The sequence below is a fragment of the Mangrovihabitans endophyticus genome, assembly GCF_014646155.1.
Taxonomy (GTDB): Bacteria; Actinomycetota; Actinomycetes; order Mycobacteriales; family Micromonosporaceae; genus Actinoplanes; species Actinoplanes endophyticus.
Genome location: NZ_BMMX01000001.1, coordinates 509993 through 526351, shown reverse-complemented (window position 1 = coordinate 526351; position 16359 = coordinate 509993). Strand labels below are relative to the sequence as shown.

The window sequence follows — 16359 nt, the reverse complement described above, 5'->3', positions numbered from 1 at the left end:
GACAACCACGTACATATTTGGTCCACACTCGATACATCCGTCATGCGGTGCCGTCCGGCAGCACCAGCTCGAAGATGGCCCCGCCCTCCTCCGCGTTGTAGACGCGCAGCGTGCCGCCGTGCGCCTCGGCCACCCAGCGGACGATGGACAGGCCCAGTCCGCTGGACCCGCCGGTGCTGCTGAACCGGTCGAACGAGGCCCGGGCCAGAGCCGGGTCGACCCCCGGGCCGTGGTCGGCGACCAGCACCCGCCCGCCGGCCACGGTCAGATGCACGATGGCACGCCGGCCCGGCGTCCGGCCGTGCCGTAACGCGTTGTCCAGGAGGTTGGCCACCGCCCGGCGGACCAGGGCAGGATCGGCTCGGATCCGGGTCGGCGCGGCGGTCAGGGTCACCTCGGCGCCGTCCGGCGGTGTCTCGTCGACCACGGTACTGACCAGTTGATCCAGCCAGAGCGGCTCGGCGTGCAGAGCTTCCACCCCGGCCGCCAGCCGGGCACGGATCAGGACCCCGTCCACCACCGCACCCATCCGCTCGGCCAAGTCGACCGCGCGGGGTAACAGCTCGGCCCGCCGGTCCGGATTGAGCAGCGCCGCCTCGGCCAGGGCGCGCAACGCGGCCACCGGAGTACGCAGGTCATGGGCGGTGTCGGCGAGCAGCACCTCGTGCTGTTGCAGGGCGGCGGCGACCGGCTGGATGGCCCGGGTGGACAGCAGGTATCCGCCGACGGCGACCGCCGCCAGCAGCATCAGTCCGCCGCCGGCCACCGCCAGCATGGTCCGCCGGTGCGCGCTGCGCTGCGGCTCGGCGTCGGCCACCGCGACCACCGCGCCGATCACCTGACCGTTGTCCTGCCGGAACGGCTCTACCGCCAGCCGGGCCGGCCGACCGTCGTCGGCCCGCACGGTGGTGGCGGTCAACCGGCCGGTGGTGGTGGCCCGCTCGGCCCAGTAGGCCAGCACCGCCGGGTCCATCGGCACGCACGGTCGCTCGCTGACGTAGCCGGGGAACCGGGGCGCCGCACCGGGCAGCACGGCGAACTGGGGGCAGCCGGTGCTGACCGGGTCGGCGGACACGTCGGTGATGTCGACCGCCACGTCGTCATGGACGAGCCGGAGCACCGCCGCGGTGACCCGGCCCAGCTCGCCGTCCAGCACCGCGTCCCGGTGGACCCCGTCGAGGTGCACCAGCAAAACGCCCAGCACGAGCACCCCGAGGGCAGTGGAGGCGCCGGACCACGCCGTGACCCAACGCGGCAGCGCCCGCAGCCGGCCGAGCGCGGAGCCGCTCACCGGCCCGGTTCCGCCTCGGCGAACCGGTAGCCGCGGCCGCGTACGGTGCGCACCACCTCCGGCTCGCCGAGCTTGATCCGCAGCCGTCGCACCACGACGTCCACCACGTTGGACATCGGCTCGGCGCTGCTGTCCCAGCAGTGCTCGATCAGGTCGGTGCGGCTGACCGCCTGCCCGGGGCGGGTCATCAGGTACTCCAGCACGGCGAACTCCTTATGCGTCAGACCGAGCAGCACCCCGGCACGGCGCACCTGCCGGCGGACGCCGTCCAACTCGATGTCGGCGTGCCGCAGCAGGGCCGGCCGCGCGCCGGCCGACCGGCCGGCCAGCAACCGGACGCGGGCCAGCAACTCGGCCATCGCGAACGGCTTGACCAGGTAGTCGTCGCCGCCGTGGGCGAAGCCGGCGACCACGTCGGCGACCGTGTCCCGTGCGGTGAGGAACAGCACCGGCACCGTCCAGCCCTGCCTGCGGCGGCGCCGGACGTGTTCCATCGCATCGCCGTCCGGCAGCATCCGGTCGAAGACCACGCAGTCATACCCGCCTGTGGCCAGCGCGGCCGCGGCGGCGGACACCGAACCGGCCTCGTCGACCAGCAACCCGTCGCGGGTCAGTTCGGCGGTCACCGCCAGCCGGAGGTTCTCGTCGTCCTCGACGACCATTACGCGCACCGCTGGTCCCCCGTTCCTGATGGTCGGTCCGGCTGTCATCGGATCCTCATGCACTTCGATGGATGGTATTGCTACGGCCGCCGTCCGGTGGTCCACGGGGAGGTAGGAACGGTGCTCTTCCACGTACTCGGTCCCGTCGAGGTGCACACCACGGGGGTGCACCGGCCGATTCCGGCCAAGCCGGCGTTGGTGCTGGCCATGTTGCTGCTGCACCGCAACGCCTGGGTCACCCTGGACCAACTGACCGAGGAGGTCTGGCCGGGCGGCCGGGCGCCGGCGTCGGCGGTGGCGAACCTGCAAACGTACGTCTGGAAGCTGCGCCGGACGCTGCCCGGCGAGGAGCGGTTGCAACGGCGGGGGGACGCGTACCGGTTACTGGTCCACCCCGATGAGATCGATGCGGACCAGGCGGTACGGCTGGCCGCCGAGGCCCGCTCGGCCGCCGCCCGCGAGGCGCACGAGACCGCGCTGAGCCTTGTCGAGCGGGCGCTCGGCTGGTGGCGGGGCCGCCCCTACGGCGGCCTCGCGTGGGCCACCGAGGGGATCGAGGACCTGCGGCTGGACCTGTGCCAGCAGCGGGCGGCGGCGCAGCTTGCCCTGGGCCGGGCGACCGGTGCGGTGCGCACCCTGCGGGAGGTGACCGGCGCGGCGCCGTTGCGCGAAGATGCCTGGGCTCAGCTGATGCAGACTCTGCACGCGGCCGGACGGCGGGCCGAGGCATTGCAGGTGTACCGCCGGGCCGGCGAGGTGCTGGCCACCGAACTCGGGGTCGAGCCCGGTCCGGTGCTGGTCGCCGCCCGCGGACTGGTGCTCTCCGGCGATCCGGCCCGATGAGCCCGGCCGCTGGTCGACGGCGCGCAACCAACGGGCTCGATGCCAGGTTGAAAAGGTTCATTGATGCCGCCAGGCACGGATTCGCGCTGGCCGATACGGTTTGTACCTGTGCGGGTACTAGTCATCGAGGACGATGCGAATCTGCGACTGGCCCTGGACGCGGCCTTGCGATCGGCTGGCTTCGCCGTTGACGGCGCGGCCGACCTGCCCGACGTTGATGAGGCTCTGAGCGTGCACGCGTACGACTGCGCGGTGGTGGACCGGATGCTCCCGGCCGGGGACGCCTTGCGCTACGTCGCGGCCCGGCGCCTGGCCGGGTGGCGCGTCCCGGTGCTGTTCTTGACCGGCCGCAACGTACCTGCCGAGCGCGTCGAGGGTCTCTCCTGGGGCGACGACTTCCTCGGCAAGCCCTTCGCCATGGCGGAGTTGGTCGCCCGGGTCGGCAACCTCTGCCGACGCGGCGCGTCCGCGCCGCCGGTCGCTCTGCGGCACGCCGGGATCGAACTCGACGCCGGCCGCTGGGAGGCCCGCCGCGACGGCCGCGAGCTGCCCCTGACCGGCAAGGAGTTCGCCGTCCTGCGCCGCCTGCTGACCGCTCGGGGCGAGCCGGTGGCCCGCCCCGAGCTGATCGCCGCCGGCTGGGACGAACTGGTGCCGCCACAGTCCAATGTGCTGGACGTGGTGGTCGCCCAACTGCGCCGCAAGCTGGGCGACCCACCGGTCCTGCTGACGGTGCGCGGCGTCGGCTACCGGCTGGCTCCGGCTGCCGCGGCGCATCGCTGACCGCGTCGAGGGGCGCATCGCGATCAGGAATTTCCGGTGGACGCTCCACATCGCCTATCCCCCGACTCAGCATCGCTTATTCCCCAGCCCCACATCGGGCATATATCCGCTCCATTTTTCGAATATTCGGGCTCCACGACGCATCTATTTCTGATCCGCCGACCTTTTCCGTGACGGAACCACATGGCCGCCTACCAGGGCACTAAGGCGAGACGATCCGGGGGTCGTGGCCAAAAATTGCACCGGGCGAGCTTATCCGGCCCGCGCGCCATTCATCTGATCACACATTGACTTCATTTTAAGATTGTCGATATCTTTTGATTGCCGGTCCGGGTCGGATGACGAGTCCTCAGTTATACGTCGTCCCCCGCCGCCCGTTCGGGCGACCGAATCGATAATCGGATCAGCGAATGCACGGGAGATCGCATGAACCCTCGATGGAAATCCGCGATGCGCGCCGCAAGCGTCCTCGCCCTCTTGACCACCGGCATCACCGCGTCAGCGACGGGGGCGGCTGCGGCGCCCGCGTCACCGCCCGCCGGCGCGCGCACCGCGGACCAGCCCGCACACGAGCCAGCGTCGACGACGCAGCGCCGGCAGTCGGCCCGGTCGACGTGTGCCACCGCGGACCGGGGAAAGCACATGTCGTGTCTGGAGGCCGTGCCCGGCATCAGCGGCGACGCGACCAAACGTCAGCAGGCCGGACCGAACCTCGCCGGGCTTGACACCCTGCCGCTTCCCCAGTGGTGCATCGACAACGCGTTCACCGGGGTGTGGGCCCTGCGCACCGATGCCTGCGAGGTGCTCACACTGCACTACTGGACGTACACCGTCACCGACGGCGTCGAAACCCTGACCGGTGAGCTCTCCTCGGTCGTCTCCAGCTACGCCTACACCTCAACGACGCTGACCACCTTCGCCCACCAGGTAGATGCGAGTCCGGCCAGCGGATGGGGTGACGCGCTACGGGCCACGATATCCGGCAACACCACGGCGGCAGGCGCCTGCGTCGTCGACAGCTCCACCTTCGACACGGGCCCGGTCCAGCCGTTCAATTCCCTGCGCGCCGGCGAAGCCTTCTTCACCACCACGGCCACCGCACCCGGTGCCGTCGGCTCCTGCACCACCACCTGGAACCTGGTCTACACCAACGCCGGATACCCGCCGGCGACTGCCGGCGTACCGATGACCCCCATCCGCTGCGACAACGCGACCGCAGGCAACAACTCCGCCGGCTGTGTCATCCCCTGGTACGCCTCGGCCTTGATCTACAGCAGCAGCCTGTATCCCGACCTCGCCTCCCACGTGTCCCGCGCCCAAAGACTCGGGGGGCTGCCCGGCAACAGCTTTGCCCGGCCGCTGACGCGCACCACGAACCAGAACATCATCGATACCAACCGCAATCGCGCCTGCGGGGACGCGCCGAGCATCGCGGACAAGAGCTGCGACGAATACCCCATCGCGCGGTCGCGGCAAGGGCTCTCCTCCGGTGGAACCCGGCGCACCTTCGACAACTGCGACTTCAACCTCCCCCGTTCCACGGACCCGGCCGGGGTCAGCGTCTGCATGATCAACGCCACGGAGAACAACGCCCAGGGAGGATTGAACACCCAGTTCTTCCGCCGTGAACGCGTCCTCGACGGCGATCCCTTCCGCGTGCTGGTCGGCGCCTGAGATCGCCCCGCCGAACTTGTCGGCGCCGCTGTCCGGGCGCGGGGTATCGTCGAAACGGCACCCGCGCCCGGACACACGACTCACACCAGGTAGGGCCTCCGATGTACACCTCGGACGTGCACACCAGCGACCACAGTTTCGCGATCTGTGATCGGGGCAATCTGCCCATCGGAACCGGCGACTGGTCCAACGGGCTCGTCCAGCCCATGGCCACCGGCGCACTGCTCTACACCGGCATCGACCTCGGTTTAGTCAGCGTCACCCTCGATCTCACCACCGGACACCGCATCCCCGACCCAGGCGAGTGGGATGACATCGTGGAGACCACGATTCGCACCGACGGAGACCTGCGTATCGAGTCGTTCGAGCACGGACCGGTGACCGCGTTCCCCTCCGTGGCCACCGCTGGCCCTGGGACCTACCGGCTCTGCGCCCATGTCCGCGGACGCGACGTCGCCTACGACGCCGTTGCGAACCATCCCGACGAGCAGTACCTCCTCGTCGTCTGGCCGGCGCCGGCCGCACCCGACATCGTTCACCGGTCCACCGACGAGTGCGGCCGAAACCTGCGCCACGCGGCCGCCCACACGCCGCCACCGCACCCTCAGATCCCCGCACCGCCCGCCGAGCGCGCGCGACAGCACCAGAAACTTCTCGACGCGGCACGCCGCGCGAAGGCGCGAAAGACACCATAGGGCGAACGCTCAGGGGTCACCGACGGTGTACCGGAAATAGACGACCGCGGTGCAGGAAGCCGGCGGCGGCGGAGTTCGTTGCCGGGCTGCCCCCGCGGTGGGACGGACTCAGCCTTTCCTGCGGCGGGCGAGGAGCAGCGTCGTGTCGATGACGAGCGGCACCTCGTCGCTGAACAACCGTGTCAGTGCCGCCAGCAGGTCCTGCTGCATCGAGGGCGACAACATGCGGAACTGCGATCTGGTCTGGGTCAAGCCCAGGTAGTCGGCCTTCGGCATGTTCCGCCGACGCCGATAGTGGTGGCTCGCGAGGCTCTCGAACGCGGCGCAGTCGGACAACTCATCACCCGGCCACCGCTGCCACACCTGCTCGGAGGTCACCGGCTCGTCGTTGATGACGACGGGCCGGGCATGCCGCTCGAACACGCGGAGCATGGACGATCGCAGATCGGGCTCGGCGATCCGCTCGTTGTTCCAGAACAGCGCCAGCGTCGCGCCGTTCCCGAGCGCGTCTGCGGCAAGCGACCATCGTGTCTCGGGCTGAGTCCAATGCCACGCCTCGGCGCTGAACAGCAGACCGAACCGCTCCGTGGGACAGAATTCCTCGAAGCTGCCGCGCACCACGTGGACACCCGAAAGCCGGGCAACCCGACGGGCAAGGACATCAGCCATGGCATCGTCCGGCTCCACGGCGACGACCGGCAGACCCTTGCGGGCGAACGCCTCAGTGGCCCGGCCCGTACCAGCTCCGACCTCCAGCGCCCGGCGGCCACCGATGTCCGGCTGGCCATAGCGCAGCACATCATCGAACAACGCGGCAGGGTAAGCAGGGCGGACGCGGTCGTAGTCGTCGGCGACCTCACCGAACACCTGGGCGGGATTCCGGTTTCTCACCAGCGAAGCGTATGCCGCTCCGCACACCGATGGCATCCGCGGCGTCTCACCCGGGCACCCTCCCCGCCGCCGGTCATCCGTTCTCCGTCGCTTCGCCGGCAAGGACCGGGCAGGCCTCGATGTCCCCAGTTGCCACCGCGCTGAGGGGGCAGGTCGCGGTCCGCGGATAGTACAGGCCCATCACCGCCGCCGCGGACGAGGGATCACCGTCGGCGGGCACGTTCTGCACAGCCTCCGGGAACGCGTCCGAGGCGAGCATATGACGCAGCAGCACCACATGCTGGCGTGCCGGGTCGGCCGTCGAGAACGGGACGAACGTCGCGCCGGGAATGCGTTCTATGCGCGAGCGTTGCGCCTCGGTACCGAGCACATAGGTGTAGTAGCCGGCGGCGTCGAGTTCGGTCCGGTCGTCGTGGCGGCAGCCGTAGTCGACTCCCCCGCCGGGCAGGTGGTTGACGACCACCGGGTGCGTGGGGCCGGACAGGTTGGTGCACAGCGACGTGTACCGCACGTCGGTGCCCGGCGACGGCCATACCGACGGATGATCACCGGTCGATGTCGTCGGCGCCTTTCCCCGTACGACCACCACCGTGCCCGGCTCTCTCGGTGGCGTGACGGACGCCGAAAGGTAGCCCGAGTCGGTGTTCGGGAAGAACCGGCTCGGGGTGGCCGTACGGGCGAATGCAGAGTCGCCGGCCGGAACCGCCGGCACGGCGGCGGCGAGCGCCGCCACCGCCGCCCCGAGTCGCTGGTCGTGCTGAGCGCACGTCGGGATCCGGACGGTGCCGGCGCCCCAATGGAAGGTCACGGCGGGCAGCGGCACGGCGGCGGGCCCGCCGGCCGGCCGATACACCCGGTAGATGACGAAGCCGAGGGCGCCGTCCGGAGCCCCCTCGGCGGCCAACGGCAAGGCGTTCGCGGCCCCGGGGGCTGCCGAGCCGGCGCTCAAGGTCACCGTGAAGGCACCACCGGACGGAGCGGGCTGCTGCCACGGGTTGACGCTGCCGGCATCCGGCGTGATCTGGAAATCGGTCAGGGTCGACGAGGCGCCGTCACCGGCGACCACGTCACCGTTGGCCTGATAGACCGAGACGGACGCGAAGCGACTGTCCGGGAAGCTGCCCGAGAGCACGATGCTGAGGTTGCGGCGAACACGGTAGGGCAGAATCCAGTAGGACGCGGAATCGTCGGGGTACAGGATGTTGAGCCCGTCCGCGCTGACCTGCGCGCCCCACGCGCACAGCGGTGGGGCAAGCTCGGCAGGGACCGGCGCTGCCTGTGCGGGCGTGGCGCTCACCATGCCGGCCGCGACAAGCCCGGCGCCGAACGCCGCAAGCAGTGCGCGACCTCGCGTCATCGGTGACCTCTGCATCGATGCTCCTCCGATCGGTTCGGGGCGACCGCGCATGAACCGATCACCCGGTCGGGGCGTGTGGCCCAGCGACCCGCCCACCAGACCACGCGCCGATGGGAGCCGGGCCTGACCCGGGTGAGAGGTCGGTGAGAGTAAAGAATATTGACAAAACGTGGGGTATAGGCATTGACGGCGATGCATCTCCGGGCCGATGCTGCCGAGAGCGCTCTCTCTGCCTGCGCTTCCCCGGCCACGAGGAGCTCGGCGGCGCCGATCCGAGCGTCATCCGGGTTGGCAGCCTCTACGCCGCCGCCAAGTCCGTCGACGGCGGCATCGCGATCCGCACCGCGTCCACGCTCGCCGGCATCGCCTCCGCGCCCAAGCATCAGGTCTGGAAGGACAACATCGGCCTCGGCGAGGTCTGGGCGCCCGAGATCGTGTACTACCAGGGCGCCTACCAGATCTACTTCTCCGCGGGCACCGGCTCCGCCCATCGGATGTACCACATCAGCTCGGCCACGGTCGATTCCGGCTACTCCGCCGCGACGAAGGTCAGCCTGCCCGGAGACAAGTGGGCCATCGATGGCATGCCCTTCACCTATCAGGGACAACGCTGGTTCGTGTGGTCCGGCTGGTCCGGCGACACCAACGTGGAGCAGAACCTCTACGTGGCACGGATGAATTCGACCACCACGACCACCGGCAGCCGGTACGTCATCTCGCAGCCGCGCGAGCCGTGGGAGCGGGTCGTGGGAAATCCCTACATCAACGAGGCGCCCACGCCATTGCTGGATCCGAACGGGCAACTGCACATCGTGTACTCCGCCAACGGTAGCTGGAGTGACAAGTACTGTCTGGCCGAGGTGCGGCTGAAGGCGGGCGGCGATCCCACGTACGTCTGGGACTGGTACAAGAGCAACGGCTGCCTGTTCGGCTCCTACCAGGCCGCCATGATGTCCGGCTGGGACGCGACCCTGGCCGTCAACGGCCCCGGCAGCAACACGTTCGTCCTGGTGCAGGGCGACATAGCCAACAGTCCGCCGTCCGGTAACCGGTTCGCCACCATGTATCACGCGGTGCCCAAGGGGACGCCGTACTCGTGGTCGGCCCGGTACTGGTACATCGGCTCGGCTGTCTGGTGGGGCAACACCACGTACCGGCGGGCCAATGTCCCCGGCGACACCACCAACGCCGGCTACGGCCTCAAGTTCTTCGAGTAGCACCTGATCATGGCGTTCCCCCGGGCCGAGCCACGCGCCGCACCGGGGCGGACACGCCGCCGATCAGCGGCGGGACCAGTCGTGGCCTCCGTCGCGCAGACCGGCATCGACAGCGAGCAGGGATCTCGCGGCGGGCGACGAGCCGTGGCTGAGCGCCATGGCGAAGCGGACCGTGACCCGGCGGTCGGTCGGGAAGGCCCACGGCTTGACCGAGCGGTAGCTTTGCTGGTCGAGATCGACGAGGTCCGGCCGGGTCCAGATGTCGTCCTCGGGGAAAACGGTGAGGGCCCAGGCGGTCGCTTCGGCGGTGGCGTCATCCATCGGCTGCGCCCATGGCGGCCAACCCGGTGGCAACGGGGCCGCCTGCCAGCGCCCGTCCGCGAACCGGCCGATCGCCGCGGCCAGCCGCGGTGAGCTGCGCCAGGTCCGCGGCAAGCCGGACAACCGGAGCCACTCGCTCACATTGTGACGCGCTGGGACGATGACCATCCGGTACAGCAGCATGGAGACGGCTTCGTACGCCATCGCCGCCGCGCCGGTGTTGATCTGATAGACGTCGCCGTCGCGAGATCGCAGCGACCCGGGCTGATGGGTAGCGTTCCATCGATGATCCATCTCCATCGCGATGTCGACCGCCTCGCCCAGCAGGAGCGGGGTCGCCGGTGAACCGTTTGAGCGCCGGTACCGCCGAGTGCTGTCGATCGAGCGGATTGGTGTAGCCGTCGAGGGGATCTCGATGGGTTGCCAAACCGGCGGCGTGTCAGGCTCTCGGGCAGCGGCCGTGGCCGTCCGGTCACGGTAGGCGCCCTTGTCCCAGAAGAATTCCACCGTCGCCGTCCGGCGGTGCTGCCATGCCTCGATCACCGACAGCACCATCGACGTCAGCCACCCCCCGACGGCGATGGTCAACGCCACCCGGGCGGGCAGACCTCCACCGCTGGCCGATAGCACGCCGACAGCCGTCACGGCGGTGACCACGACGCTTCCGACGACGGGTCCGAGGAGGGGATGCAACTCCTCGGTGCCGAACAGGTAGCGCGCCAGATAGAACAGGCCGGTCAGGAGGAAAAGCACATACCAGCCGAGGACCGGTATGCGCAGCACGGCCGGCATCGGCGTCACGGAGAGCACCACCGCACCCAGCCACATGCCGATCGCGGCCAGCACCCGTTTCGCCGGCTGCTTCGCGCGATGGAGCGCGTTCTGGCGCGCCGGCGGTGATGCGGCCGAGACGCACACGACAAGCAGGCCGCCCAGCGCAACGGCCGTCACGATCGCGATCGTGACGTTGACCGCCGACCGTTCCAGGAAGCCGTCCAGGATGTCGTGCGGTGTCTGGTAGGGAAGGCTGAGCACAATGATCGCGAGGGCACCGAGGTTCGCGCGCCACCTCCGCAACCGGTCCACACCGGTGGGGACGGAACTGTCCGCGGCGTACGGCCGGAAGAGATTCTTGGCGAGCAGCCACGGCAGAAGATGTTCGCTCAGCGGCATCGTCGTCCCCATTCGCCGGTCGATCGCGTAGTGCCATAGTGGGCGGCACACACGATGACCACGTATCGGGAGACAGGGGGACGGCGCTCCTCGATCGGCGTACGCCACGCTCCTGTTGTTGTGCGTCGCGGCACCGTCAAGCCGAGGCTGGGTCAGCCGCCGGCATCCTTGACGCCATCGACGACGACGCACAGCGTGCTTCCTCTTCGTCCACGCCCGCATCCTCCATCGTGGATGCCTGCCCCTCCTCACCCGCGAGGAGCGGCAGGCTCAGCGCATGATCAGACTCGCGGATCGACCGGCTGTGGACGATCCGGCGGGTTGAGCAGCAGGAACAACAACAGGAGCAAGGCGGCGGCGCCGCCCAGGACGATTTCGGCCGGCAACAGTGCGATCAGCTCGGCGATGAGCAGGGCGATCAGCGCCGCGATCCCGATCAGCAGGAGGATCAGGCCGAGCATCTTCAGCAGGTCCTTCAGCCACTCGGGAAGCTCGAACTTGAACTCCCAGTACTGGATGACGCCCAGCGGGTTGAAGCCGGGCGAGCCGACGAAGACGCCGAACGCGGCCCACACCGGGACCGGGACCCGCATCGGGGCACCGGGCGTGGCGGGGCGGCCGAAGGCCCGCTGGTAGGCGCCGATGTAGTGCATGACCTCGGCGGCGCCCTGCACGAACTCGCCGAGGGGGTTCTTCAGGGCGGATTTGACCTCCCAGATTTCGACGAGCCGGCCGGGACGGTCATAGAGGATGTCCACGCTGCCGTCACCGGGATTGCGGTTGCTCTTGCCGCCGCCGGGGATCGGGAACTCGGTGTGCATCCAGCGGGCGGCGTCGAACTGGCCACGCAGGAACTTCTGCCGCAGCAGTTGGTCGCGGGCGGCGTCGCGGGCGCGGTTGTGCAGCCATGTCCGGTCCCATTGCGGTGCGCGCACCAGCATGGAGACGTTCGACGCGATCATGGTTCGCGCCTCTTGCCGCCGCTGCGTGGTCGTGGTGGTGCCGCCCAGCGCGCCGCCGACGGCCCCGGCCGCGAGGCCGCTCGCCACGGGACCGGCCAGCAGGCCACGCGGGTCCGTCCGGTTCAGCGGGTCGTTGCGGACATAGGCGTACGGATGATCGGGCACGCCGGGCGCGGTCTGCTCCTCGGTCACCGGGTCGCGCGTGGTGAACCGGCCGCGGGAGCTGTCGTAGAAGCGCGCCCGCAGATCGACGATGGTGCCGAGCGAAAGCTCGCCGCGATAGCCGAAGCGGGGAAGCTCGGGAAGCCGCCAGCGCTCCGGATGATCGTGCCCGTGGTCGTGGTGGTCGTTCCCATGGTCGTGGTCAGGGCCGTGGTCGTGATCGTGCCCGTGGTCGTGGTCGTGGTCAGGTCCGTGGCCGTCGTCGTGGCCGCCTCCTCGCACGTCCGTGCGGTGCGGACCTCCGCCACGGTCACCGCGCCGGCGGCGGTCGCGACGGGACTCGTGGCCGCCTCCGGGCTCGCCGAACGGACCGTACCGCTCCGCCTGCGCCCACCACCGGGTGCGATCCGTGCGCAGCATCGACCCGTACACGTCCCGATCGAAGCTGGTCGCACTGTGTTTCCGGGTCACGAAGGTGCGCCCGTAGCCGTACGAGAAATCGGCGTCGAACGGGTTGGGGAAACCGCGTTCGCTGTCCGACAGCGCGGGATCGCCGCGCTGCGACAGGATCTGCGGGATCTGCTCGGTGCTCCACCGATAACGGACCGAGGCCGAGCTCTCCTGATCGTGCGCGGCGTCGGTCCGGGTCCGGATCAGCCGGGTGATCAGCCCGTCGCCGTTGTAGGTGGCCTCGATCTCATCGCGAGGGGCGTCGTCCTCGCCAGACCGCACCGCCACGGTACGGATCGGCCGGCCCAGCCCGTCGTAGATGATCTCGCGACGGGCGTCGCCGGTTCGTTCCTCGACCAGGCGGCCCAACGCGTCGTACTTGAAGCGGGTGTGATGCCCATGCGACCACGACGAGACGAGTTGGTCGGCGTCGTCGTAGCGGTAATGCGTCTCGTGATCGCCGTGCCGCAGGGCGGTCCGGTTGCCGACGGCGTCATAGGTGACGTCGAGCGTGCCGTCGCGATTCTCCTGCCAGAAGCCGCGCTCCTCGGCGGCGGTGTGCACAGACCGGCCGCCGTGCTCATGCCCGCCCCACGGCCACGGCCGCATGTCCCACGTGCGGCCCGACACGAGCTGGCCGAGCCGGTCGTACCGGAACGCGCGCAACTCGCTGGTGTGCGGATCCGTGTCACGCTGGGTGAGGATGCGCCCGTCCGGGTCGCGGGTGAGATCGGTACGTGAGATCGGCCGCCCGTCCCGCCAGACCTCGAAGCGGTCCAGCCGGCCGAGGTCGTAGCGGTAGCGACGCGCGATCCGCCGTGGCAACTGCTCGGTGAGCAGGCGACCGTCCGGGTCGAGGGCGTAGTCCGCGGTGCCGGCCCGCGAGTCGTCGAGGCCGATCAGCCCGCCGTTGGCGTCGTACCGGTAGCCGACCGTGGGACCGTCGTCGGGATACTCGATCCGGCCGGGCAGACCGGCCTTGGTGTAGTCGAGGGAGGTCGTCGCGCCGTCCGGGTCGGTGACGCCGATCAGGTGCCCCGCCTTGTCGTAGCCGAACTGGGTGGTGCCGGAGGCGTCGGTCATCGAGATCCGGTGCCCGGCCTTGTCGTAGGCGTAGGAGACCTCGGTGCCGTCGTCGGCCGACTGCTTGACGAGCCGGTCATCCGCGTCGTACTCGAAGCGCCGCTCACCATCGTCGGCGTCGATGACCTTGGCCAGGTTTCCGGCCTTGTCGTACTCGCGCCGCGTGGTACGCCCGAGCGGGTCGGTGACCGCGACGACACGCCCCGCCTTGTCGTACGCGTAGCGGGTCACCGCCCCCTTGGCGTCGGTCACTGAGATCATCCGGCCCGCGCGGTCGTAGCCGTACAGGGTCGGGTTGCCCTCGCCGTTGGTCACCGAGGTGAGCCTGCCGGCCTTGTCGTGGCGGTATCGGGTGGTGACCCCGGACGGCGAGATCTCCGCGGTCTTGAGCCCGCGCTTGTCGTATTCGAAGCGGGTGACCCAGCCCTGCGGGCCGGTCTGGGTGATGATCCGTCCGGCGCCGTCGTACGACGTCCGGTTCGTCAGCCCGGCCGGTGTGGTGACCGCGATGGGGCGCCCGTCGGCGTCATACTTCGTGCGCGTGACCCCGCCGTTGCGGTCGATCGTCTCGACGACCTGCCCGCGCTTGTCCCGGTTGGTCTTGACGGAGTTGCCCGCCGCGTCGACCACCTCGGACAGATAGCCGGTCTTCGTCCAGGTGTGCTTCGCCATCGCACCGGTCGGGTCGAACGTCCGCACCGGCATCCCTGCCTCGTCGTGCTCGATCTTCCACTGGCCGCCTTCCGGGTCGGTCACCCCGGTGGTCTTGCCCGCATCGTCGTACGCGTACCGGGTCACCGCGCCGGTCGGCCGGGTGACGGACACCGGACGTCCCTGATCGTCGTACTCGGTCCGGGTGGTGCCGTGGGGATCGGTCATGCCGGTGGCGTTGCCGTCGGCATCGTAGGAGTAGCTGACCTCGGTGCCGACCGGATCGGTCACGCGCATGAGCCGTCCCGACCCGTCGTGCTCGAATGTGGTCCGCCCGTCCTCGGGATCGGTGAGCGTGGTGAGGTTGCCGTCCACGTCGTACGCGAAGCGGGTGGTCTGTCCCATGGGGTCGGTGACCCCGGTCTGGTAACCGTTGGCGTCGTAGTCGTACCGGACTTCGGAGCCGCTCGGATCGATCTCGCGCCGCAGCCGCCCGGCGGGCGAATACTCGAAGGCGCTCTCCTGCCCGTCACCGCCGATGTACGAGGTCACCTGCCCGGTGGCGTCGTAGCGCCAGCGGTTCGTGGTCCCATTCGGCAGCGTCAGCTCCGCGGGCCGTCCCGCCGCGTCGTAGGAGTAGCCGATCACCGTGTCGTCCGGCAGGGTCACCCGGGCCAGGCCGCCACGCTCGTCGTAGTCGTACCGCGTGGTGTTGCCGTCCGGATCGGTCTCCCGGGTCACCAGGCCGCGGTCCACCACGCGCTCGGTCCGCGCGCCGCCGGGCTCGATGATGACGCTGGCGACGTGCGCATCCCCCGGGTACTCGTAGCGGGTGACCAGGCCTTCGGCATCGGTCGCGGTGACGACCCGGTTCCGGCTGTCGTAGGTGTAGCGCACGGTGGCGCCGCCGAGCGTCTGCTCGATCAGGTTGCCGCGGTCGTCGAAGCGCTGCGTGCGCCGTACTCCGCCCGGGGTGGCCGATCCGGTGAGGCGCCCGTTCTCGTCGTACTCGAAGGTGCCCCGGTTGCCGTTCGCGTCGGTGACCGCGATCAGCCGGCCGTCCGTGCCGGTTTCGAAGACCGTCACGGCCCCGGTGGGCACGCTTGTCACGCGGGTCACCCCGCGATTCTCGTACCCGACATCGGCGCCGCTGCCACCCGCGAAGTCCTGGTGGACGACCCGTCCTGAGGCGTCGTAGGTGTTCGCCACGTACGGGATTCCGTCGGCGTCGGTCCCGCTCGCGAGCCGGCCGTCGGCGTCGTACGCGTAGCGGGTTTCGGCGCCCTCGACCGGCCCGGACACCGAGGTCAGGTGTCCGTCGTCGTCGTGGCCGTAGCGGACCACCCGGCCGTCGCCGCTGCGCACCGCCGTGATGAGCCCCCGGTCGTCGTGGTCGATCGTCAGCACCGGTCCGAAGGAGTGGCCCACGCGCAGCAGGCGGTCGTCGGTGCCGTAGGTCAGCGTCACGCGTTGTCCCTCGCCGGCGCGCCCGGTCAGCCGCCCGGACGGGTCGAAGGACCACGTACCGCCGGTGTTCGCGCGCAGCGTCCAATTCCCGTCGTCGTCGCGCGCGAGATCCGCCTCCAGGTCCTGGGGACGCCGGTAGCGGTCGCCGGACCTTTCGAACAACAATACGCGGCCGTCCTCGCCGTGGAATTCGACGTCGCCGTTCTCGCGCTGGTGCAGGCGTGCGGAGAAGGCGGTCGCCCAGCCTATTCCGAGAGGTCGCCTGGTCGCGTCGAGCGAATTGTAGGTCCGATGCCAGTCCAGCATTCCCAGCGTGGTGTCCGCGAAGGAAAGATCGACGGCGTGCGTCGTGTAGTTTCCGGTCGCCACATTGACGTTGCGGCCCGCGAAGCCGTATCCGGCGTGCTCTCCAAAGATCTCCTCGGCCGGCCTGGTCAGATAGACTTCGTCCCCCGTGCTCTCATTTCCCGTTTCCTCGCTTTCTCCATTCGAATTTGCTCTGCCGTCATCAGTCATGCTCCTCAGCGCAGCACGGGCCTCCGGGGCTGTCAACGGGAAAAACGAGTGATCACGAATGCGGACCGGAGCGAATCAAATACCCACGGTATTCCGCGCTGGCTGACCGCTCACAATTGATCATCGCCAATGCAACTCTGTCACATTTCCGGCTTTGCTAA

General features: G+C 69.7%; 11 protein-coding genes. 5 read left to right on the top strand and 6 right to left on the bottom strand.

What is annotated here, in order from left to right; translation table 11 throughout:
- Positions 1–40 precede the first annotated feature (40 nt).
- Together IEY73_RS01990 and IEY73_RS01985 are read right to left on the bottom strand one after the other, a co-directional pair.
- On the bottom strand, positions 41–1291 hold the full coding sequence (locus IEY73_RS01990; RefSeq protein WP_189077270.1) for a sensor histidine kinase: 1251 nt from the start codon (positions 1289–1291) through the stop codon (positions 41–43).
- Entirely contained in the window at positions 1288–1953 is a 666-nt protein-coding gene (locus tag IEY73_RS01985) for a winged helix-turn-helix domain-containing protein (protein ID WP_189077787.1), read from the bottom strand. Before IEY73_RS01985 ends, IEY73_RS01990 begins: the two co-directional genes overlap by 4 nt.
- 120 nt (positions 1954–2073) lie before the next feature.
- Between IEY73_RS01985 and IEY73_RS01980 the strand changes: the two genes are divergently transcribed.
- The 4 genes from IEY73_RS01980 (at position 2074) to IEY73_RS01965 (ending at position 5948) form a co-directional block, all read left to right on the top strand.
- Positions 2074–2796: an AfsR/SARP family transcriptional regulator gene (locus IEY73_RS01980; protein WP_189077269.1), complete on the top strand. Its 723-nt coding sequence runs from the start codon at positions 2074–2076 to the stop codon at positions 2794–2796.
- A 108-nt stretch (positions 2797–2904) separates the two neighbouring features.
- A complete protein-coding gene (locus IEY73_RS01975; RefSeq protein ID WP_189077268.1) occupies positions 2905–3579 on the top strand; it encodes a response regulator transcription factor in 675 nt (224 codons plus the stop codon).
- A 642-nt stretch (positions 3580–4221) separates the two neighbouring features.
- Positions 4222–5253 carry a NucA/NucB deoxyribonuclease domain-containing protein gene (locus IEY73_RS01970; protein ID WP_189077267.1) on the top strand — a complete coding sequence of 344 codons (1032 nt, stop codon included), beginning with the start codon at positions 4222–4224 and terminating at the stop codon, positions 5251–5253.
- A 101-nt stretch (positions 5254–5354) separates the two neighbouring features.
- Positions 5355–5948: a hypothetical protein gene (locus IEY73_RS01965; protein WP_189077266.1), complete on the top strand. Its 594-nt coding sequence runs from the start codon at positions 5355–5357 to the stop codon at positions 5946–5948.
- A gap of 108 nt (positions 5949–6056) precedes the next feature.
- Here the strand turns inward: IEY73_RS01965 and IEY73_RS01960 are convergent, their stop codons facing one another.
- Both IEY73_RS01960 and IEY73_RS01955 read right to left on the bottom strand, forming a co-directional pair.
- Positions 6057–6839, bottom strand: a complete 783-nt coding sequence (locus IEY73_RS01960) for a class I SAM-dependent methyltransferase (RefSeq protein WP_189077265.1) — start codon at positions 6837–6839, stop codon at positions 6057–6059.
- Positions 6840–6912: 73 nt separating this feature from the next.
- Positions 6913–8211, bottom strand: a complete 1299-nt coding sequence (locus IEY73_RS01955) for a hypothetical protein (RefSeq protein ID WP_189077264.1) — start codon at positions 8209–8211, stop codon at positions 6913–6915.
- Positions 8212–8339: 128 nt separating this feature from the next.
- Between IEY73_RS01955 and IEY73_RS01950 the strand changes: the two genes are divergently transcribed.
- A complete protein-coding gene (locus IEY73_RS01950; RefSeq protein ID WP_229715362.1) occupies positions 8340–9413 on the top strand; it encodes a glycoside hydrolase family 43 protein in 1074 nt (357 codons plus the stop codon).
- A 63-nt stretch (positions 9414–9476) separates the two neighbouring features.
- Here the strand turns inward: IEY73_RS01950 and IEY73_RS01945 are convergent, their stop codons facing one another.
- Both IEY73_RS01945 and IEY73_RS01940 read right to left on the bottom strand, forming a co-directional pair.
- Complete coding sequence (locus IEY73_RS01945; RefSeq protein ID WP_189077262.1) at positions 9477–10919, bottom strand: hypothetical protein; 1443 nt, start codon at positions 10917–10919, stop codon at positions 9477–9479.
- Positions 10920–11188: 269 nt separating this feature from the next.
- On the bottom strand, positions 11189–16198 hold the full coding sequence (locus tag IEY73_RS01940; RefSeq protein WP_268240398.1) for a DUF6531 domain-containing protein: 5010 nt from the start codon (positions 16196–16198) through the stop codon (positions 11189–11191).
- Between the last annotated feature and the right edge of the window lie 161 nt (positions 16199–16359).

What these genes read in the sequence shown, in the direction of transcription:
- IEY73_RS01970 (WP_189077267.1), top strand. Translation starts at nt 4,222, where the DNA reads ATGTCGTGTCTGGAGGCCGTGCCCGGCATCAGCGGCGACGCGACCAAA.
- IEY73_RS01965 (WP_189077266.1), top strand. Translation starts at nt 5,355, where the DNA reads ATGTACACCTCGGACGTGCACACCAGCGACCACAGTTTCGCGATCTGT.
- IEY73_RS01985 (WP_189077787.1), bottom strand. Translation starts at nt 1,953, where the DNA reads ATGGTCGTCGAGGACGACGAGAACCTCCGGCTGGCGGTGACCGCCGAA.
- IEY73_RS01945 (WP_189077262.1), bottom strand. Translation starts at nt 10,919, where the DNA reads ATGGGGACGACGATGCCGCTGAGCGAACATCTTCTGCCGTGGCTGCTC.
- IEY73_RS01955 (WP_189077264.1), bottom strand. Translation starts at nt 8,211, where the DNA reads ATGCAGAGGTCACCGATGACGCGAGGTCGCGCACTGCTTGCGGCGTTC.
- IEY73_RS01940 (WP_268240398.1), bottom strand. Translation starts at nt 16,198, where the DNA reads ATGACTGATGACGGCAGAGCAAATTCGAATGGAGAAAGCGAGGAAACG.